At 37.3% G+C, this 20,990-nt stretch carries 15 protein-coding genes; 7 read left to right on the top strand and 8 right to left on the bottom strand.

The window, feature by feature from the left end:
* Positions 1-240: 240 nt before the first annotated feature.
* The 7 genes from prsT to ampD form a co-directional block, all read right to left on the bottom strand.
* Entirely contained in the window at positions 241-3,000 is a 2,760-nt protein-coding gene (prsT, locus tag AC27HL_RS02720) for an XrtA/PEP-CTERM system TPR-repeat protein PrsT (RefSeq protein WP_487078830.1), read from the bottom strand.
* 208 nt (positions 3,001-3,208) lie between these two features.
* Positions 3,209-4,639: a dihydrolipoyl dehydrogenase gene (gene lpdA, locus AC27HL_RS02715; protein ID WP_487078829.1), complete on the bottom strand. Its 1,431-nt coding sequence runs from the start codon at positions 4,637-4,639 to the stop codon at positions 3,209-3,211.
* A gap of 264 nt (positions 4,640-4,903) precedes the next feature.
* Positions 4,904-6,541, bottom strand: coding sequence for a dihydrolipoyllysine-residue acetyltransferase (gene aceF, locus AC27HL_RS02710; protein ID WP_487078828.1), 1,638 nt, complete (start codon positions 6,539-6,541; stop codon positions 4,904-4,906).
* Positions 6,542-6,563: 22 nt separating this feature from the next.
* A complete protein-coding gene (gene aceE, locus AC27HL_RS02705; protein WP_487078827.1) occupies positions 6,564-9,239 on the bottom strand; it encodes a pyruvate dehydrogenase (acetyl-transferring), homodimeric type in 2,676 nt (891 codons plus the stop codon).
* Positions 9,240-9,344: 105 nt separating this feature from the next.
* Positions 9,345-10,106, bottom strand: a complete 762-nt coding sequence (pdhR, locus tag AC27HL_RS02700; protein ID WP_487079883.1) for a pyruvate dehydrogenase complex transcriptional repressor PdhR — start codon at positions 10,104-10,106, stop codon at positions 9,345-9,347.
* A 528-nt stretch (positions 10,107-10,634) separates the two neighbouring features.
* Positions 10,635-11,510, bottom strand: coding sequence for a beta-lactamase regulator AmpE (gene ampE / locus AC27HL_RS02695; RefSeq protein ID WP_487078826.1), 876 nt, complete (start codon positions 11,508-11,510; stop codon positions 10,635-10,637).
* 48 nt (positions 11,511-11,558) lie between these two features.
* The gene (gene ampD / locus AC27HL_RS02690; RefSeq protein WP_487078825.1) at positions 11,559-12,131 is read right to left on the bottom strand and encodes a 1,6-anhydro-N-acetylmuramyl-L-alanine amidase AmpD; all 573 of its coding nucleotides are present in this window, start codon (positions 12,129-12,131) and stop codon (positions 11,559-11,561) included.
* 85 nt (positions 12,132-12,216) lie between these two features.
* On the opposite strand from ampD, the gene AC27HL_RS02685 reads away from it, so the two are divergent.
* The 3 genes from AC27HL_RS02685 to AC27HL_RS02675 all read left to right on the top strand — a co-directional run bounded on the left by AC27HL_RS02685 (position 12,217) and on the right by AC27HL_RS02675 (position 14,379).
* Positions 12,217-12,738, top strand: coding sequence for a retropepsin-like aspartic protease family protein (locus AC27HL_RS02685; RefSeq protein ID WP_487078824.1), 522 nt, complete (start codon positions 12,217-12,219; stop codon positions 12,736-12,738).
* The gene (nadC, locus tag AC27HL_RS02680) at positions 12,739-13,626 is read left to right on the top strand and encodes a carboxylating nicotinate-nucleotide diphosphorylase (RefSeq protein WP_487078823.1); all 888 of its coding nucleotides are present in this window, start codon (positions 12,739-12,741) and stop codon (positions 13,624-13,626) included.
* Between the two features lie 300 nt (positions 13,627-13,926).
* A complete protein-coding gene (locus tag AC27HL_RS02675) occupies positions 13,927-14,379 on the top strand; it encodes a pilin (RefSeq protein WP_487078822.1) in 453 nt (150 codons plus the stop codon).
* A 44-nt stretch (positions 14,380-14,423) separates the two neighbouring features.
* On the opposite strand, the gene AC27HL_RS02670 is transcribed toward AC27HL_RS02675, so the two are convergent.
* Positions 14,424-16,130, bottom strand: a complete 1,707-nt coding sequence (locus tag AC27HL_RS02670; protein WP_487078821.1) for a PglL family O-oligosaccharyltransferase — start codon at positions 16,128-16,130, stop codon at positions 14,424-14,426.
* Positions 16,131-16,278: 148 nt separating this feature from the next.
* Between AC27HL_RS02670 and pilB the strand changes: the two genes are divergently transcribed.
* The 4 genes from pilB (at position 16,279) to coaE (ending at position 20,983) form a co-directional block, all read left to right on the top strand.
* Positions 16,279-17,985, top strand: coding sequence for a type IV-A pilus assembly ATPase PilB (gene pilB / locus AC27HL_RS02665; protein WP_487078820.1), 1,707 nt, complete (start codon positions 16,279-16,281; stop codon positions 17,983-17,985).
* Between the two features lie 141 nt (positions 17,986-18,126).
* A complete protein-coding gene (locus tag AC27HL_RS02660) occupies positions 18,127-19,383 on the top strand; it encodes a type II secretion system F family protein (protein WP_487078819.1) in 1,257 nt (418 codons plus the stop codon).
* Positions 19,384-19,492: 109 nt separating this feature from the next.
* On the top strand, positions 19,493-20,377 hold the full coding sequence (locus AC27HL_RS02655) for a prepilin peptidase (protein ID WP_487078818.1): 885 nt from the start codon (positions 19,493-19,495) through the stop codon (positions 20,375-20,377).
* The gene (gene coaE, locus AC27HL_RS02650; RefSeq protein ID WP_487078817.1) at positions 20,378-20,983 is read left to right on the top strand and encodes a dephospho-CoA kinase; all 606 of its coding nucleotides are present in this window, start codon (positions 20,378-20,380) and stop codon (positions 20,981-20,983) included.
* Positions 20,984-20,990 lie beyond the last annotated feature (7 nt).

Raw genomic sequence — 20,990 nt, 5'->3', positions numbered from 1 at the left:
TGCTGCCAAAATTATAAAGGCATGATTTCGTGTTTGTTTTTTAACCGAAAATAAAGCTTTAATTGTAGTTGTCAAATATAGCTACACGCTATGTTTGACACTAAAAGCTGATAACTATATGAAATAAAATAACTAAAAAAAATTATCTTTATCTCAATTAGAGATCTCTTTTTATTATTTGTAAAAAAAATTGACAATCGAATCTTATCATTAAAAATCAAAGACTTAAAAAATTCAGCACTAATTTAGAGTGAGTTTTGCCATTTCATCATGAAAGAGTTCAAGTTCTTGCAGCGAGAGTCGCGTTAAAACAGATTCGGCGACTTCTTGTTGATCTGTTAAAGTTAGTGCCTGTGCATAATGTCTAGCAATATCAGAAGACTTATCAATATTATAGGCTTGTTGCAATACTTCAACAGCATTGTCATGTTGCTTTGAATACATCAATGCCACACCTAAAGTATCAAGTATTTCTGGGTGCCTAGGAGATAACTGCTGCGCTTTTCTAGCAAACTCTAGTGCAGTCACGACATTGCCGTTTTTTGCATTAATTACTGCTAAATTATTTAGGATAACCACATCATTTGGTTCCCTCTTCACTAAATCAACATATAGTTTTTCAGCTGCTTCAGGCTTAGCTATCATATATAGCTCAGCTAAGTATTTCTGAATGAGCAAATGACTTTTTAACTTTACTGGAGTTTGCTCTAGAAAGGAAATAGCAGCATATACATTCTCAGTATCCTGATAAGCTTTAGCTAATAATAAAGCAGTTTTTGGATCTTCATTCAAAGCAAAGGAGGCTTGTAGCTCTCTTTTAGCTGTAGAATTATGCTTATTCATTAACGCATGTAGACCGGATAAATAAAGAGCCTGAGCATTGTTTGGTAGTCTTTGTTTCATCTTAAGTATTAAGGTATCTAAGCCATCCATTCTGCCTAAAGTGATGGCATAGCGTACCTCCTGCAATATCAAAATAGCGTTATTTTCTAGATTATCTTGAGCTCTAGCTAATTTTACAACGCTCATTGCCATCTCAATATCTTTCAATTTCTCAAGCAACTCTATTTGCAAGGTATAGCTTTGTAAATTGGTCGGTGATAGTTTTTGCCAATGAGCAGCAATACTATTTATCTGATTTTTATCGTTAAGTAAAAAGTAGCTATTTAGCAAAGTGACAAAATAATCACTTGAGATATTATTTAATTTATCAAGACTTGAAAGCCACTCGAGTGCTTGTTCAGGCTCGCGCTTAAGTAACGACTGTTGAGCAAGTATCACCCGGGGCCACTGCCGTTCGGGACTTGTTGTCGCTATTTTTGCCAATTCAACTAAAAATTGTTCCTTTTCCTTCAATGCTATTTTAATTTTAAATAACAAATCGTAAGCTACTCTAGAGTCTGCTGCTATGGTTAGTGCATCATTAATTACTTTTTCAGCCTGCTGATATTTTGCTTGCAGAAATAGCTGCTGCGCCAGTTCAATTAATATTTTCGCTTGATTAGGCTTTAAAGTATTTGCTTTTTTCAAAGTATCAATAGACTTCTTAGGCATTTGCAACGCTTGTAAAATTTGAGCTTTAAGCAAAAGTGCATCAACATCGTCAGGGTGATTTTCAAGCCATGTATTAATAGTATCTTTAGCTTTTTCAGGTTCATTTTTAATCAAATAAGCGGTAGTTAGTGCAAAGTTTGCAGCACTATCTTCAGCACTTTCCGAACTAGCAGACTTCAAGTCTTCTAATCCTCGCTCGTCTCTTCTCAGTAATTTTAAAATACCTAACTTAGTTTTAACTTGTATATTATCAGGCTTAATATTTAATGCTTTTTCTAATAACGCTAATGAAGCTTCCGATTGCCCTAAAACAGATAATTTTGAAGCAAAATCACTCAAGGTTTCACTTTCATGAGGGTAAAACCCCTCATACTCAGCAATTGCTTCTGTTAGTTTATCTATCTTTCCTAATTTGAGCATAGTTAACATTAAATAACGATGAGAAGGATGCTGCTTAGAAACAATTGATGTTACGTGCAATAACTTCTCATGTGCTTGTGCATAGTTATTTTTAAAGTAATGACTTAAGCCAGACAGGTATAATGCAAGAGGATTATTTGGGAATACTTTAAGGGCAACTTCTGCATGTTCAATTACAAGACTATAGTTTTTGCGCTCTAACGCAATTCGCGCTTTTAGCAAGTTTGCCGTTAATTGATTAGGATTGAGCTGTAATAGCTCATCAGCTAATAATTCACTATTTTCTATATCATTCAAAAGCAAAAAGTTATTTGCCATATAAAGCTTTATAGAGTGAGCATCTGGTTTTACTTTTAAAAATTCAGTGTATGCTTGATTTGCCGCTACATAGTCTTGTGTACTTTCCGCCAATCGCGCTTTTAAAATCCATGCTTCGGCTAAATTATCATTCTTCTCCAAAGTACTATCCAAAAAATTTGAGGCCAATGCAAAATTTTTCATCATCGCCGCTTTTAGTGCAGCTCCATACAAGCTATAAGTAGCACCACTATTTAAGCTAATTGCTTCATCAAAAGCCTCTCTTGCTTTCTTTTTATCTCCGAGGTTTATATAGGCTTTACCGGTCAAAATGAAACTAAGCAAATGCGAAGACTCGTCCTCAAATTCAATATCAGCCAAAAGACTTATAGCCTCTTTGTCTTTTCCAACCTTGAGGTAAACTTGTGCCAATTTCAATGATATTTGCGATTTTTCAGCGCTACTACCTAGTGCTTTTAACAGCTCTTTCTCGGCAAAATCAAACCTTTCCGACGCCAAGTAAATCTCACCCAAAAGAACTCTAGCTTTTGCAAATTGTGGATCTGCTTTAATGATTTTCTTCAATGTAATTTCAGCTGTAGAAAATTGCTTTTCGGCAAATTGCTGATTAGCTTCCAGCATTAAGTCTGATGTTGACTTTTGCTCAAAGCAACCACAAACAGAAGTAATAAGAAAAAAAAAGACGATTCCGTGCCGGCAAGAAAACATGATATTTCCCTAAAAATTTACTTAGTTAAAAATATAGTTTCTAACCCGTTAAAAATAAAGGATGTACTGAATAAGAGTAATAAGTGGTTTGAAGCATAAAACTCCAGTGAGAACTCTGTTAGATTTGCATCAAAAACAGCTCAATAAAAAAGCCAGCTATTTAGCTGGCTTATTAATCACTTAACTTAAAAATTTATTCTAAAAGAAATTATTTTTTCTTTTTAACTGCTTTAGCATTTGGTAAGTCAGTAATTGAACCTTCAAAAATTTCAGCTGCTAAGCCAATAGACTCATTCAATGTTGGGTGAGCATGAATTGTTAACGCTACATCTTCAGCATCTGCGCCCATTTCTACCGCTAAACAGATCTCGCCAAGCATTTCGCCAGCATTAATACCAACAATAGCACCACCAAGCACTCGACCTGTTTCTTTTTCAAAGATCATCTTAGTTTTACCTTCAGTACGTGCTGAAGCAATGGCGCGACCAGAAGCAGCCCATGGGAAGTTAGCAACTTCGATGTTTAAACCTTGCTCTTTTGCTTCACGCTCAGTAACGCCAACCCAAGCCATTTCTGGATCAGTATAAGCAATTGAAGGAATACAACGAGGGTCAAATTCATGTTTCTTACCAGAGATTACTTCAGCAGCGCAATGTGCTTCATGTACGGCTTTATGAGCAAGCATAGGTTGACCTACAACATCACCGATAGCGAAGATGTGAGGTACGTTAGTGCGCATCTCTTTAGAAACATTAATGAAACCACGTTCATCAACATTTACGCCTGCTTTGTCAGCTGCAACTAAGTGACCGTTTGGCTTACGACCAACAGCAACTAGAATTTTGTCGTAACGTACTTGCTCTGCTGGAGCTTTTTTGCCTTCAAAAGTAACGTATAAGCCGTCATCTTTTGCTTCAACTGCAACAACTTTAGTCGACAACATAATGTTGAACTTCTTCTTGTTGTAGTTGTTGTAAATTTTAACGATGTCTTTATCGGCAGCAGGTACTAATTGGTCAGCAAATTCAACAACAGATACATTTGAGCCGAGTGCTGAGTATACCGTCCCCATTTCTAGGCCGATAATACCGCCACCAAGAACCAACATTTCTTCTGGTACATCTTTAAGTTCTAATGCGCCTGTTGAATCAATAACACGTGGGTCATCATTTGGAATAAATGGTAAGTCGATTACAGAAGAACCCGCAGCAATAATAGCGTTATCAAAAGTAATAGTTGTTTTACCGTCAGCGCCTTCAACTTCAATGGTTTTATCAGAAGTGAATTTACCGTAACCTGTTACAGTTTTAACTTTACGTGCTTTAGACATTCCGCCTAAACCACCGGTTAATTGGCCGATTACGCTTTCTTTCCAATCACGAATTTTATCTAAATCAATTTGAGGTGCGCCAAAAGTAACACCATGAGATGCCATTGCAGCTGCATCATCAATTACTTTAGCTACGTGTAAAAGTGCTTTTGATGGAATACAACCGACATTTAAACAAACGCCACCAAGCGTTTCACGGCTTTCAACTAAAACAACGTCTAATCCTAAATCTGCTGCGCGAAATGCTGCTGAATAGCCACCAGGACCCGCACCTAAAACTACTACTTGAGTTTTAATATCGTTACTCATGCTAACCTCAAAATTGATGTATTGATTGCTGGTAATTCCAGCCTATGTTTGCCAAATGAACATAAATGACCTTAGCCATCAAACTCTTCAGCATTTCTTTGTATTTATCTTGCGGGCAATTTTACTTAAACCACACAAGGATCGCTATCTTTTAATCTGCAATTATTAGCGAAAAGTTGGTGAAAATGAAAATTAACCAAGTAACTTTCATTTTACCAACTTTGCTTTAATTATCGCTGATCAGTATCAAACCTTATTTAGAAGCTATAAAATTAGCTTTCTGATATCACTCATTACTGACGCTAAATGCACAGTAAAACGTGCCGCTAATGCGCCGTCAATTACACGATGGTCGTATGACATCGACAATGGCAACATTAACTTAGGTTCAAAGTCTTTACCGTTCCACTTAGGTTTCATTTCTGATTTAGAAACACCTAAAATTGCAACTTCAGGGGCATTAACAATTGGCGTAAATGCCGTACCACCAATACCACCTAAACTAGAAATAGTAAAACAACCACCTTGCATATCAGCAGCCTTCAACTTGCCTTCACGTGCCTTGATACTTATTTCCAGTAATTCTTTTGAAAGTTCGTAAATACCTTTTTTATCAACATCTCGTACAACTGGAACAACCAAACCATTTGGTGTATCTACTGCAACGCCAATGTGGATATATTTTTTCAATATTAAGCTTTCACCATCTTCACTCAAACTTGAGTTAAATGTTGGGAAGGCTTTTAACGCATCAGCTGCTGCTTTTAAAATAAACACTAATGGCGTAATTTTAAACCCAAGTTTTTGTTTCTCACAAACTAGATTCTGCTCTTTACGGAATGCCTCTACGTTTGTGATATCAGCTTCATCAAATTGCGTAACATGTGGAATCGTTACCCAGTTTTTGTGTAAGAACGGGCCAGAAATTTTCTGAATACGTGATAATGGCTTTTCTTCAATTTCACCAAATTTTGAAAAATCAACCGGCTTACTAGCGACAACTTGTAAACCACCAGTACCGCCAGCAACATTACTGCCAGCATTCGCTTTTGGACGCGACAGTTCATATTTAACATATGATTGCACATCTTCTTTTAAAATACGGCCTTTATTACCCGTACCTTTAACTAATGTTAAATCAACACCAAACTCTCGTGCTAAACGGCGAATTGACGGAGAGGTATAGATAGCACCACTTGATTTAACCCCTGATTGAGGGTGATGTGGAACTGGTGCCGCTTTTTTCGCAGCAGGCGCTGGTGCAGCTTTCGGTGCTTCTGGTATTGGCGCTTCGGCTGGAGCTTCTACAGCAACAGGAGCACCACTACTTGTCATTAGTTTAATAACCACTGAGCCTTGCTTAACTTTATCGCCAGTAGCTACTAACACTTCTTTAACCGTGCCTGCATGAGATGATGGAACATCCATGGTCGCTTTGTCAGTCTCTAAGGTAATTAAACCACCTTCTTCAGCAATTTCATCACCAACGGAAATAAGCACATCAATAACATCAACCTCGCCATCTTCACCAATATCAGGCACGATAACATCAATGACTTCGCTACTTGCTGCAGCAGCAGGAGCGGGCTCTACAGCTGGCGCCTCAATGGTTGATTCAACGGTAGTTGTTGATTCAGTTTCAGCTGGCTCTTCGCTTGCACCACCCGAAACTTTCATTTCACCAATTAAATCACCTTCTTTGATTTTGTCACCAACAGCAACATTTAGGGCTGTTAATTGCCCTGCAACAGGTGCCGGAATATCCATAGAAGCTTTGTCAGTTTCAACAGTAACAATACCTTCATCAGCTTCTAAACTATCACCAACAGCAAAACAAATTTCAATAACTTCAACTTCGTCGCCACCAACATCTGGGACTAGAATTTTTTCAATATCAGACATTTTCAATTCCTTATCTAGTCTATTAAGCGTAAAGCGGGTTAAGCTTATCGGTGTCAATTTCAAAGCGTTTAATTGCTTCAGTAACTATGCTACGTTCAATATCGCCACGATTAGCTAATTCAAATAATGACGCAACAACTATGTATGAAGCGTTAACTTCAAAATGACGACGTAAGTTGGCACGGCTATCACTACGACCAAAACCATCAGTACCTAAACAGCGGTAGTCTGTGTCTATAAATGCACGTACTTGATCTGAGTATGCTTTAACATAATCTGTAGCGGCAATTGCTGGACCATTTTCTTTAGTGATAACTTGACCAATATACGGCACTAGCTGCTCAGCTTCTGGGTTCAACATGTTTTGACGAGTCACTTCCTGACCTTCACGCGCTAACTCATTAAATGACGTTACCGAGTAAACATCACTTGAAATGTTATAGTCGTTTGCCAAAATTTGTGCGGCTTCCCTAACCTGTAAAAGAATAGTACCCGAGCCCATTAACTGTACATTTGCGGTAGCTTTTTTCGCAGCAACACTTTCAAGTTTGTAAATACCTTTAATGATTTCATCAGCAACATCTTTATTTTCTGGCATCGCCGGATGTTGGTAATTTTCATTCATCAAGGTCAGGTAGTAGAAAATATTTTCATTATTTTCATACATACGGCGTAAACCATCGCGAATAATTACCGCTACTTCATAGCCGTAGGTTGGATCATAAGTTACACAGTTTGGAATTAAGCCTGCTTGTACATGTGAATGTCCATCTTGGTGCTGTAAGCCTTCACCGTTAAGTGTCGTACGACCTGCCGTTGCACCTAGCAAGAAACCACGTGCTTGGCTGTCACCAGCCGCCCATGCTAAATCACCCACTCGTTGGAAGCCAAACATAGAGTAGTAAATGTAAAATGGAATGGTTGTCGCGTTACAGGTTGAATAAGAGGTACCTGAGGCAACCCAAGATGCCATGGCACCTAACTCATTAATGCCTTCTTGTAATACTTGGCCTTTCTTATCTTCACGGTAATAAGCAACTTGGTCAGCATCTTGAGGAATATATTTTTGTCCTTCATTAGCATAAATACCTACTTGGCGGAACAAACCTTCCATACCAAAGGTACGTGCTTCATCAGGAATAATTGGCACGATACGCTTACCAATTTTCTTGTCTTTTAATAAGCTATTTAATACTCGAACAAAAGTCATGGTTGACGACACTTCACGTTCGCCAGAGCCTTTTAGAATCGCATCAAAAGATTTAAGCGGTGGGATCTCTAAAGATTCTTCAGCTTGCTCACGACGTGCAGGTAATGAACCACCAAGTGCTTCACGACGTGCGCGCATATACTTCATTTCAGGACTGTCTTCATCAAACTTAAAGAAAGGTAATTCTTCAATTTGGTCGTCGCTAATAGGCATATTGAAACGATCACGGTATTGCTTAATTGATTCAATGTCCATTTTCTTAACATTATGAGCTACGTTTTGGGCTTCACCTGATTGCCCTAAACCAAACCCCTTAACTGTTTTCGCTAAGATAACTGTTGGGCGACCTTTAGTTTTAATTGCTTTATCGTAAGCGGCATATACTTTAACTGGATCATGACCACCACGGTTTAAGCGCCAAATGTCTTCGTCAGACATATTTGCCACCATAGCGGCTGTTTCAGGGTATTTTCCAAAGAAGTTTTCACGAGTGTACTTACCGCCTTTGGCTTTACAGTTTTGGTATTCACCATCAACCGTCTCATTCATTAGCTGTAATAGCTTTCCTGAAGTATCACGAGCTAATAACGCATCCCAGTATGAACCCCAAATTACTTTAGTAACTTCCCAACCTGCGCCACGGAAGGTACCTTCAAGTTCTTGAATTATTTTGCCGTTACCACGAACAGGGCCATCTAAACGCTGTAAGTTACAGTTAATAATGAAGGTTAAGTTATCTAAACCTTCACGTGCTGCTAAGCCAATTGCACCTAAAGATTCTGGCTCATCAGTTTCACCATCACCTAAAAAGGCGTAAACACGTTGTCCTGAACAATCTTTAATACCACGATCAGTTAAATATTTGAGGAAACGAGCGGTATAGATAGCTTGTAATGGACCTAACCCCATAGATACTGTTGGGAATTGCCAAAAGTCTTGCATTAAATGAGGGTGCGGGTATGAAGATAAACCTTCGCCATCAACTTCTTGACGAAAGTTTGCCATTTGTTCTTCAGTTAAACGCCCTTCAAGGAAAGCACGTGAATAGATACCCGGAGAAATATGGCCTTGAGCAAAAATAAAATCGCCGCCGTCTTTTGGTGACGCGGCATTAAAGAAGTGATTAAACCCAACATCATACAACATAGCAGAAGATGCAAACGAACCGATGTGACCACCTAGGTCCAAATCTTTTTTCGATGCTCTAAGTACCAACGCCATCGCATTCCAACGAATAGCAGCACGAATACGCGCTTCAATAGTTTGGTCGCCTGGCATATGCGGCTCTTGCCCTGGCGGAATAGTGTTTACATATGCCGTTGTTGCGTCGAACGGTAAATGTGTACCACTGCGACGTGCATGGTCAATTAACTTTTCCAATAGAAAGTGAGCGCGCTCTGGACCTTCATTTTCCAGAACAGATTCCATTGATTCAATCCACTCTTGTGTTTCAATTGCATCAATGTCGTTATTTGGGAGCTCAGACATAATTACTTAGTCTCCGATTTAGTTTATTAAGTTTAAATTCGTTTGCTTAAAGATAGCTGCTTTTTAGTAGATATCCTTAACTCGTTTTACATGTTTAAAAAATATTTAAAATTCAGTTCTTTTCATACGTCGCATCGACCTTTCCATACGACTATTTTCTTGTGTCATTTTTAATAACACTTCTTCTATGAACGCTAAATGTCGATGACTTGCACCCCAAGCAATTTGAGGTTTGCCACTCACAATCGCGCTCATTAAACGCGTGCGATAATCTGAAATTTGACTAAAAACATCAGGTCGCTTTGCCAAAATTGTTAAATTTTGCTCAATATTATCAATCAATAATGGCGCCATACTGTGTGCTAGTTGCAGTATTACGCCATTATGACTGGCAGCACATATGGCTAAATAGAATTCAAATACGGCTTCCGCTTCAAGGCGGTAATCATCTTCAAGTTGCGCATTGCCTATATTGTCGTGCTTACGTTGAATTTCTTCAAAATCTGCTTGCGTACCGCGCATCGCCGCATAATAGGCTGACATACCTTCAATACCGTGACGAAACTCTAATAAATCAAATTGTGATTCATTGTTATTAGCCATTAAGGCAAATAAGGGATCTGATAAACCACCTAAAATATTTTCGTTAACGTAAGTGCCACCACCTTGCCTGCGTGTTACCAAACTTTTAGCTTCTAATTTTTGAATAGCTTCACGTAAAGACGGGCGCGAAACATCAAATTGTTTTGCTAATTCGCGCTCAGCTGGTAATTTTTGTCCAGGTTTTAAACTGCCTTCTAAAATCATGGCTTCAAGCTGCGACAGAATAACGTCAGACAACTTAGCTTGTTTTACCGGCTTTTTAATACTCGGAATAGACATTTAAAACCCTTTAATATTCAGATATTTTGTATCTAAATTCAGTGTATTTCTTAAAAAACACAAGTGGTAAATTGGTCTTACCAATTGATTTTGCGAGTCATAATGTAGCAAATAGTTGTGCTATTGTAAACTAGCGCTCATTTTTTGGACGAAAGTTAACGCAAAATAAACTAGAATTATTTACTGGTTTTCAAGCTAAATGAATAAACATTTATAGGGTAGTTATAAAGAAATGGCAAAGTTTAGGCATACCTAAACTGCTATAAAAAAGGATTTCTGCAATGCCTAAACGAACGTGTTAAACGTTTTATGCACTTATATCGGAAAGGAAGCACCTTGCGTTCTATTTTGAAAAGCAAGGTGAGATATGACTTAATAGTCAATAATCGGGGCGTGTTTAACTTTGCCGTGCTTTTTTACCGCTGCTTAATGCCAGGGTTTCAGGACAGATCCTAAGCCAAATGGTTATTTTACAGAATTAAGTGGTAACGCAGTCAAAATATGCAGCAAACCTTAGGTAATAGTTCCAGTTAAAATTAATAATGAAATGACCACTAAAAATAACAACAAGGTGCGCTTAGCTAACTTTACTAACAAACAAGGCTCAGCGGTGCAATCGTCGGCATCAACCATAAAATCTTCTGACTTTTCAGCAACCGCAATCAAAACCTTGCTTGGCGCTTTTTCAAATTCAAACAGGTTTTCTAACCAAACAGGCATTGCTTTAGAAAAATGACCGACAAACATATAACCAAAAGCAACTAACCTAACCGGTAGCCAGTCGACCCAAAACAATAGCTGTTGATTGGCATAACAGGCATCGTCATTAGCAGTATTTGCTTGAGCTTTCCCTTTCTCCTCTGTTGTTTCATCTTCTTTGTTATTAGCACACTCATTCATTGTGGTAAGCAAACGATAAAATAATGCTCCTGCTGCGCCAAAAAGTACAAAAAACAGCATAACGGCAATAAAATAGCGATAATTTAGCCACACTAAGGTTTGACCAAAGCCCATATTGGCAATGTTCTTATCTTGATGTAATTGTAAATGATGCAACTCACAGGTGGTTAATTCACCTTTAAATGCCGAAACTAAGTAGCTTTTATATGCATCTCTTGTTTTCACACAGCCAAAGCAAACAATTAATATCAAGGTTGATGCAATTAAATGCAATAAGGCATTGTCAATTTGTGCTAATAAGAAATAACAACCTATAACAGGGATAAAAATCACTGCGTAACCTAAAACGGCTGAATGTCGATAATCGGCAAGCACCTTAGTTTGATTAATTGCTTGGATATACCTTTGATAGAATGTATTAAATTGCCATGTACTTGACGATAAGTATCGTTCGGCTATTAATGCAATTAATAAACTGATTAAGCTCATATTTCGTTATCCAACATATATGTAAGTCAAAATTAAATTTATAAAGCGTTATGTCGCTATAGATTCCCGATAGCGCAACCAATCAAATGCCGGCCCGGGGTCTGTTTTACGCTCAGGAGCAATATCACAATGCCCAACAATGTTATCCGTTATTTCAGGATATGCGGTTCTTAACTGCTTAGTTAAGGCACTAAGTTGCTGATATTGTTCTTTAGTATAGGGAATTTCGTCAGTTCCTTCCAGCTCAATACCAATTGAAAAGTCGTTACATTTTTCTCGGCCTTGGTAATTAGATACCCCTGCATGCCACGCTTTATCGTTAAACGAAACATATTGAATAATATGTCCTGTGCGCTGAATAAGACAATGTGCCGACACCCTAATGTTATAAATTGATTGGAAATATGGATCTATGCTTGGATCTAATTTGCCAAGAAAAAAATTGGTAATGTGATTGCCACCAAATTGACCGGGCGGCAGTGAAATATTATGCACAACTAATAGGCTAATCGCCTCATTTTTATCTCTGTGCTCAAAATGATCAGATTTTTGAATTTCAGCCTGTTTTAGCCAACCATTTTCGATACTTAATGGCAGGACATTTTCGTTACATTCTTGCATACAATGGTTTGTTGTTTATCTCATGTTAAGCTATTACATAGTAAAGTTCACAACAGAACAAGTTATCAATACAAATAGGGGCTATATGAGTAATAACGATGTAACAACAAGTTTTGCTAAAAGTTTTACCTGGATTGCATGGATTATTGGTATTGCTTTATTAGTATTTATTTTTCAAGATATTCTTGATAATCAATATAACCCCAATCAAGAGCCAACATTATCACTTCAAAGCAATGGCAAGGCACAGGTTACACTGCAACAAAATCGACAAGGGCATTACGTAACCAATGGGGCAATTAATGGCAATCAAGTCACCTTCCTGCTTGATACTGGTGCAACACAAGTTTCTGTTCCTGCTCATATTGCAGAAAATCTATCGCTACAAGCAGGCAGTAAGTACCGCGTTCAAACGGCTAATGGCAGTATTTCGGTTTATCAAACAACAATAAATGAGCTACGCATTGGCAATATCTATCTGTATAATGTTGCTGCACACATCAATCCTAGTATGGATGCCGATGAAATTTTATTGGGCATGAGTGCCCTAAAAAGAGTAGAATTCCGCCAAACCGGAAAACAACTTATCTTACGAGAGCAACCTTAGATGTTACCAGTATCATTAACAAACGACATTAGCAAAACCATCACTTGGGCATTATGTGAAGACTTGGGCGTAAACACTTATGACGAACTTGCCACAAGTAGCGACATTACCGCAGAATTAATCCCAGCTGAAAATCAAGCCGTTGCCAATATCATTAGCCGAGATGAATGTATTATTTGTGGTGTTGCATGGGTTAATGAAGTGTTTAAGCAGCTTGATAATATTTACAACACTGACACAAAAATTACTTGGTTTGTTAACGACGGGCAACATGTTAAAGCTAATACCACATTATTTGAACTGTCTGGCAGTGCCCGTATTTTATTAACTGGTGAACGTACCGCGTTAAACTTTTTACAAAGCCTATCGGGTACAGCAACCGTTACTAGCACCTATGTAAAACATCTAGAAGGTACATCGACTAAATTACTGGATACTCGAAAAACTATACCAGGCCTGCGCAGCGCACAAAAATATGCCGTAACCTGCGGTGGCGGCGTTAATCACAGAATTGGTTTATTCGATGCATTTCTTATTAAAGAAAATCATATAGCTGCTTGTGGCGGCATAGAAAAAGCCATACAAACAGCAAGGGTTAATCACAGCGATAAAACCGTTGAAGTTGAAGTTGAAAATATCGACGAACTTACCCAAGCACTAAATGCGGGTAGTGATATTATCATGTTAGACAACTTCACCACTGACATGATAGAACAAGCAGTAAAGCTTAGTGCTGAAATATCAGCGGGTAAAACCAAATTAGAAGTTTCAGGTAATATGACGCTTAGCACTTTGAAGGATTACGCTAAATCAGGCGTTGATTTCATCTCAGTTGGTGCACTAACTAAGCATGTTAAAGCTGTCGATTTATCAATGCGCTTTGTTTAATTTTTAAAACCTAAATAATCATCAAGTTGCTCAATACTTTCCATCATAGTTGAGCAACTAATCCCTGCTATTTTCTAACTCAGTTATTATGAGCTAACAATCAGGTGAACCATTTTACTATATTGAGTTTTCAGTTGCCGAACCACAAAGGTTAATATTTTGTTAAATAGAGTAAAAATTGACTATTTAAGCAAAAACAGCAAAAAAAATTAAAAAAAATCGACACAATGTTTTACATTTGGCAAATTTTGTCGCAGTATCAATTTAGCCCCTGTAATAAAGTATGGAATTAACTAAATTATGAACAAGCTTAATACAATGAAGAAATCACAAGGTTTTACCCTTATCGAATTGATGATCGTAGTTGCGATTATCGGTATTTTAGCCGCAGTAGCATTACCTGCTTATCAAACATATGCTCAACGTGCCGAGTTTTCGGAAGCAGTATTAGCAGCAACACCAGCTAAAACGGCAATTGATATTTGTGTACAGTTAGGGCAAGGTAACTGTCATCAAATAGACGATGGTAATGATGGAGCAGATAATGGTTGGGCTGCTTCAGATATCGTTACAGCAGTGAAAATTGCTGGTACCTCTACGGCACCTCTAATAACTGTCGAAACCAATGTTCCAAACTCTGCTGGAACTAATGTTGACTTTACTATGACGGGCAATACCACGGCTACTCCTGGAACTGTTATCTGGACAAATGGCGGTTCATGTATTGCAGCTGGTTTTTGTTCATCTAATTAATAAATGCCTTTTATTAAAAAACCTATCGTTTACGATAGGTTTTTTTATTGTGGCAATCCAAAATTATACATTCTGTTATATTCATTATATAAAAGCCGTTCAAGCTTTTCATTTTCCCAATTGTTCGTTTTTTTTAATGTACGAATCGCCCCAAGCATGTTTTTATAAATTGACTCACGTGGCGTATGCATTACAAATTCCTGTCCCCAGTTTATATAACGCTCTAGTGCTTCAGCATTTCGATTTTTATATCCATTTACTAGCCCTTGAGTATAAATTACCTGCTCATAATAAGGTTGCCAAGCATATGGATTGATTATGGCCGATATAAATTCCGTCTTCTGATTATTACTAATTTTAAATTGCTCCATTAAATACGCTGTATGTAATGTCGTAAGCATAAATGGTACAACAGCAAATGAAAAACACCATCCAAAAGCTCTTACACTTAACGTATTTTCTACATGAATATTTTCACAATGCTCTAATTTACTAGTAATTTTATCTTCCTCTAAAATTTCATTAATAAAATACCAAGTTAAAATCAAAAAAGTAACTAAATGCACAATTGAATGAGAAAAAGGGTACTCGAGTTGGCTATGAATAAGTATAGGCGATATAAGGGCCAAAAACATAAATCGCATACTCAAATCTCGTTGTTTTATATAAACTTTTAAAATAAATAAAACGAAAACCATAATAGCGAAGAAAGCAAAAAGGCCACCTTCGATTATCCAAAGAAGTATTTCATTGTGTGGGTGTTCTAAATTTTCTAGGGGAGGTGGTAATGTTTCATCACCTAGCATTTGCTCAATATGATATTCCCTATACTTCCTCTCAAAGTTACCATAACCATATCCTTCAAGTGGCCCATCTAGTGACATTTTTACAGCAGTAACATAAATATTTGATCGGACACCTTGGTCCGAATAGATATTATCTTTGATGTCATTATTTGCCAAATATACTTGACTCAATACTCCAAGGCCTACCCCTGCTAAAACAGATAACATAGGCATTATAAATGCGTGTTTAGCTTTAATAACTGCCGGAATAAAAAACATTAAAACAAGCAGTAACGTTAAGTAACCAGTTTTAGATTGCAACAGTACGATTAGAATAGAACTAAAAAGAATAAAAATAAGCATAACCGTTTTTTTAGTTAATGACTCACAAAAGCCTTTAGCTACAAAATAAAACGAAATGGCTATGCCAGTATTAACAAAACTTGACATAACATTGGGTTGAGTAAAAGAGCCATATGGTCGACCATAAATTGGAGTGTAGCCAACTATATTTATATCGAATAGACTTAAAATAAAAAATTGGCACATACCAATTAGCACTTCAATACCAATACCAATATAAAGGACAGTTAATAGGATTTTTCTTTGTTTAGCTGTGAATCTAAATTGAAAAAGTGAAAAGAAAAATAAACCAGCCCCAAATACAGCTATAAGTTTAGTTATTCCATTGAGTTTAAATTGCTGACTAAAAAGTATAGGAAACAATAGTAACACTAATACTAACAGCAATAGTTTAAAGTCTTTATAAAAGAAAATTGATTTTGCCTTAGAAATTGCAAAAAATCCAAGTGAAACGAAAATCGATATAAACATCCAGCCAATAACATTAGGAGCAAGATACAGCCCATAACCACCTGGCGTTGCCAGTACAATATGCATCCCGAAAAAAAAATATGTAAAAAATAAAGCGATAAAAACCTTTTGCAATTTTTTGGTGGCTAGCAAAATATCTCCCTCAATTTTATTTATAGTGATAAATGCTTATGAATTTATCACTCTATTATCCCTTATTTTTACATTAAGTCTTTTGTTTTTTCTCATAAAAGTAGGTTACACTTAGTTTCATTAACGAATTTAATCACAATAAGGTGTTATGAAAGGACTTCATCAGCAATCTAGTGTTTTATCTGCCCTGTCAAAACACCAACTTGTTCCATCAGAGCAAGTTGAAAAAATTAGTGCTGACTTTATTCGTCAAAAAAAGCCTTTTGTACGTTACTTGGTTGAAGATAAAAAGTTTAGCGCGTCAAATATCGCCAATATATTATCTCGCAGTTTTGGTTACCCACTGATTGATTTAAGTAATTTCGATACCTCGCTTGTACCTGATGGTATTCGTAATGAAAAACTCATTCGCAAGCATAATGCCCTGCCATTATTTCTGCGTGGCAAAGTATTGTTTGTTGCCATGTCAGACCCGACCAATCTCGACGCATTAGAAGAGATACAATTTAACACCGGGTTTTCCACAGAATTAATTCTAGCTAATGAAAGTGCATTAACGACATGTATAGAAAAAATTCTTGAAGAAGACAGCGATGCCCTTGATATTTCCGATATGGATGCCGAAGAGCTCGCAGGAATAGATGTACAAGAAGACAGCCATGAAGAAGATAGTACGGCAACAGGTGATAAAGAAGATGCGCCAATTGTTGTTTATATTAATAAAATACTTTTAGATGCCATTCGCAAAGGTGCTTCAGATTTACATTTCGAACCTTATGAGAAGTCTTATCGAATACGCTTTCGCATTGACGGTATTTTAACTGAAGTTGCTAAACCACCGGTATCACTGTCATCTCGTATGGCGGCGCGATTAAAAGTGATGTCTAAACTAGATATCGCCGAACGTCGAGTTCCACAGGATGGCCGAATAAAACTGGCATTATCTAAGAAAAAGTCTATCGATTTTCGTGTCAGCACCCTACCAACAATGTGGGGTGAAAAAATTGTAATGCGTATTCTAGACTCTTCAAGTGCCATGTTGGGTATTGATATGCTTGGTTATGCGCCTGAGCAAAAGCAAATTTATATGGATGCACTAGCTCAACCACAAGGTATGATTTTAGTAACAGGGCCTACTGGCTCAGGTAAAACCGTATCTCTTTATACCGGTTTGAATATTTTAAATACTGATGAGCGTAACATATCAACTGCCGAAGACCCTGTTGAAATTAATTTAGAAGGTATTAACCAAGTACAAATTAACACTAAAGCGGGCCTAACTTTCCCTAGTGCCTTGCGTTCGTTTTTACGTCAAGATCCCGATATTGTTATGGTTGGTGAAATTCGTGACTTAGAAACCGCTGAAATAGCCATTAAAGCAGCGCAAACCGGCCATTTAGTTTTATCAACTCTTCACACAAACTCTGCGGCAGAAACCCTAACTCGTTTGTTAAATATGGGCGTCCCTTCATATAACGTTGCCAGTTCAGTGAGTATAATTATCGCACAGCGTCTTGCCCGTCGTTTATGCGTTCAATGTAAAGAAGAAGAACATATTCCACAAAACGAATTATTAACTCAAGGCTTTCTCCCTGAGCAACTAAGCAATGTAAAATTATATAAACCTGTCGGTTGTGACCTTTGCACAGGTGGCTACAAAGGTCGTGTTGGTATTTATGAAGTGATTAAGATCAGTGACACTACGGCAAATTTAATAATGAGTGGCGCAAACTCACTAGATATTGCTAAGCAATGCCAAAAAGAAGGTTATAACAATTTACGGCAATCAGGGTTAGAAAAAGCTGCATTGGGTGTTACTAGCCTTGAAGAAATTAACAGGGTTACTAACGCTTAATTTAATGGCTATATTCATTTGTATGCTGAGTAAAATTGCCAAGCTGTGATATTAGATATAAGCTAAGTATATAAATAAAATAGCAATTAGTTTATTGTTGCGATTGCCGTTATTAAAGACATATTAAATTAGGTTAAGTAAATGGCCATTTCTTCTACAATGAAAGCACAAGATAAAAAAAACAAAGTAAAAACACTTGATGTTTATCAATGGCGAGGCTTAAATCGCAAAGGCAAAAAAGTAAGTGGCGAGTTAAACGCGAATAGCATACTAGAGTTGAAAGCTCAGCTTCGCAAACAAGGCATCACCCCAGGTAAAATCAATAAAAAGGCAAAACCGTTATTTGGCCTGGGAGGAGACAAAAAGATCCTCCCAGTTGATATTGCCGTAATCACGCGACAAATTGCTACTATGCTCGGTGCTGGTGTACCTTTAGTACAAACCATTGAAATGATAGGTAGCGGCCATAACAATGGTAATATGCAAAAATTACTGGCAACAATAGGTAACAAATTACAATCTGGTGTACCTTTATCAGAATGTCTGCGTGAGCATCCAATGTATTTTGATGATTTATATTGTGATTTAGTAAATTCCGGCGAACAATCGGGTGCCTTGGAAACGATTTATGACCGCGTAGCAACTTATAAGGAAAAAGCAGAGGCACTAAAAGCAAAAATTAAAAAAGCCATGACCTACCCTATTTCAGTACTTGTGGTTGCTTTCATAGTTACCGCTATTTTGTTAATTTTTGTCGTACCCGTATTTCAAGATATATTTAATAGCTTTGGTGCCGAATTACCAGCATTTACTCAATTAGTAATTGCCATTTCTGAGTTTATGCAGGCCTATTGGTATTTTGGTCTAGCAGGTATTTTTATAGCCGGCTATTTGTTTAAAAAGGCCCACCTTAAAAGCCAAAGTTTCCGCGACAGTGTTGATAAGAAAATACTAAAAATTCCCGTCATAGGTGATGTTCTGAAAAAAGCGGCAGTGGCTCGTTATGCAAGAACGCTTTCAACAACCTTTGCCGCGGGTGTGCCTTTACCGGATGCTTTAGAGTCTGCTGCTGGTGCTTCAGGTAATGCGGTATTTCGTGATGCCATTTTAGAAATTCGTGCAGAAGTTACTTCCGGTATGCAAATGAACTTAGCCATGCGTAATTGCGATATTTTCCCTGATATGGTGATTCAAATGGTCGCTATTGGTGAAGAATCTGGCGCTGTGGATGACATGCTGGCTAAAGTTGCCACTGTCTATGAACAAGAAGTAGATAATGCCGTTGATAATTTAACAACACTTTTAGAGCCTATGATAATGGCAGTATTGGGCGTAGTTATTGGTGGCTTAATTATTGCCATGTATTTACCTATATTCCAAATTGGTCAAGTTGTTTAAATATTGTCAATTTCGTAATAAAATTTTGAGCGATGCTAGCCATCGCTTTTTAATGTAGTTAAATTAACAAATAGTTAATTATTTTCGCAAAAATAAAAAGGTAAGTTCTTTGTCAGATTTCATTTCACTTTTAAATACTAATCAATCGTTTCTATTTGCCATTACCTTTGTTTTTTCTTTAATGATTGGTAGCTTTTTAAATGTTGTCATATTTCGTTTACCTAAAATACTCGAACAAGGATGGAAAGCTGAGTGTCGAGAATTCTTGGCAGACGAATTAGTGCAAACCAGTAAAAACGAAAATGAAGCTATTATTACTCTTTCAAAGCCAAGTTCAACATGCCCATCATGCCAACACAAAATTCGTTTCTATGAAAATATTCCCGTTATAAGCTGGCTTTTACTACGTGGCAAATGTAGTAAATGCCAGAATAAGATATCAGCACGATACCCACTTGTTGAACTGTCAACCGCTCTGTTAAGTGTCGTTATTGCCGCTAATTTTGGCGCCACACTAACAACACTATTTCTATTAATATTAACTTGGGGCTTAGTCTGCTTAACGCTTATCGACCTTGATCACATGTTATTACCTGATCAAATTACTTTACCGTTAGTTTGGCTTGGTTTATTGGTCAATATCAATGGTGCCATTGTCCCGTTAAGTGACGCTGTAATTGGTGCAGTAGCCGGCTACATGAGCTTATTTAGTGTTTTTTGGCTATTCAAACTCATCACAGGTAAAGAGGGGATGGGGCATGGCGACTTCAAATTAGTCGCAGTCTTTGGTGCATGGATTGGTTGGCAATTATTGCCTTTACTAATTTTGATGGCATCTGCTGTTGGTGCAATTATCGGTATAAGTATGATGGTATTTAAAGGCCATCAACGTCAACAGGCAATACCGTTTGGCCCTTACTTAGCGATAGCGGGCTGGATCACCTTACTATGGGGTGAAGGCATTTGGGCTTGGTATTTAGGTTACTTATATTAAATGTCTAATTTTATAGTTGGATTAACTGGCGGTATAGGTAGTGGGAAAACCACAGTTAGCGATATGTTCGCAAAATTAAGTGTTGATATTATTGACGCTGATATCGTTGCTAGGGAAGTCGTAGCGCCAAAAAGTAAAGCGTTGGCAGCAATTAAAAATTACTTCGGCGCAGATTTTATTAATAAGGATGGCAGTTTAAATAGAACAAAGTTGCGAACGCGTATTTTTGAAAATCCAAGCGATAAACATTGGCTCAATGAGCTACTTCATCCAATAATTCGTCAAGAAATAACAGCACAGCTGGCTTCATCTCAAAGCCAGTATTCTATTCTTGTTGCGCCACTGCTACTAGAAAATGGTTTAGATAAACTTGTTAATCGTGTTTTGGTGGTGGATATTAATGAACAAGCTCAGGTAAATAGAACCACAGCAAGAGATCCTAGCTCTGCAGAAGAAGTAAAAAAGATTATTAACAGCCAAATGTTGAGAAAAGATAGGCTTAATTTAGCTGATGATGTAATTGACAACCACGACGCTAATTTAGATCTATTAAAGCAACAAGTGTGCTCTTTTCATCAAAAATATTTAGATATAAGTAGTAATTAGACGACTA

It is taken from the genome of Colwellia aquaemaris (genome assembly GCF_057548755.1).
The sequence above is the reverse complement of the archived record's forward strand: the minus strand, read 5'-3'. Positions and strand labels throughout refer to the sequence as shown.

Bases quoted from the DNA above. Each gene is read 5' to 3' on its own strand.
- prsT (WP_487078830.1), bottom strand. From the start codon at position 3,000: ATGTTTTCTTGCCGGCACGGAATCGTCTTTTTTTTTCTTATTACTTCT.
- lpdA (WP_487078829.1), bottom strand. From the start codon at position 4,639: ATGAGTAACGATATTAAAACTCAAGTAGTAGTTTTAGGTGCGGGTCCT.
- aceF (WP_487078828.1), bottom strand. From the start codon at position 6,541: ATGTCTGATATTGAAAAAATTCTAGTCCCAGATGTTGGTGGCGACGAA.
- aceE (WP_487078827.1), bottom strand. From the start codon at position 9,239: ATGTCTGAGCTCCCAAATAACGACATTGATGCAATTGAAACACAAGAG.
- ampE (WP_487078826.1), bottom strand. From the start codon at position 11,510: ATGAGCTTAATCAGTTTATTAATTGCATTAATAGCCGAACGATACTTA.
- ampD (WP_487078825.1), bottom strand. From the start codon at position 12,131: ATGCAAGAATGTAACGAAAATGTCCTGCCATTAAGTATCGAAAATGGT.
- AC27HL_RS02685 (WP_487078824.1), top strand. From the start codon at position 12,217: ATGAGTAATAACGATGTAACAACAAGTTTTGCTAAAAGTTTTACCTGG.
- nadC (WP_487078823.1), top strand. From the start codon at position 12,739: ATGTTACCAGTATCATTAACAAACGACATTAGCAAAACCATCACTTGG.
- AC27HL_RS02675 (WP_487078822.1), top strand. From the start codon at position 13,927: ATGAACAAGCTTAATACAATGAAGAAATCACAAGGTTTTACCCTTATC.
- pilB (WP_487078820.1), top strand. From the start codon at position 16,279: ATGAAAGGACTTCATCAGCAATCTAGTGTTTTATCTGCCCTGTCAAAA.
- AC27HL_RS02660 (WP_487078819.1), top strand. From the start codon at position 18,127: ATGGCCATTTCTTCTACAATGAAAGCACAAGATAAAAAAAACAAAGTA.
- coaE (WP_487078817.1), top strand. From the start codon at position 20,378: ATGTCTAATTTTATAGTTGGATTAACTGGCGGTATAGGTAGTGGGAAA.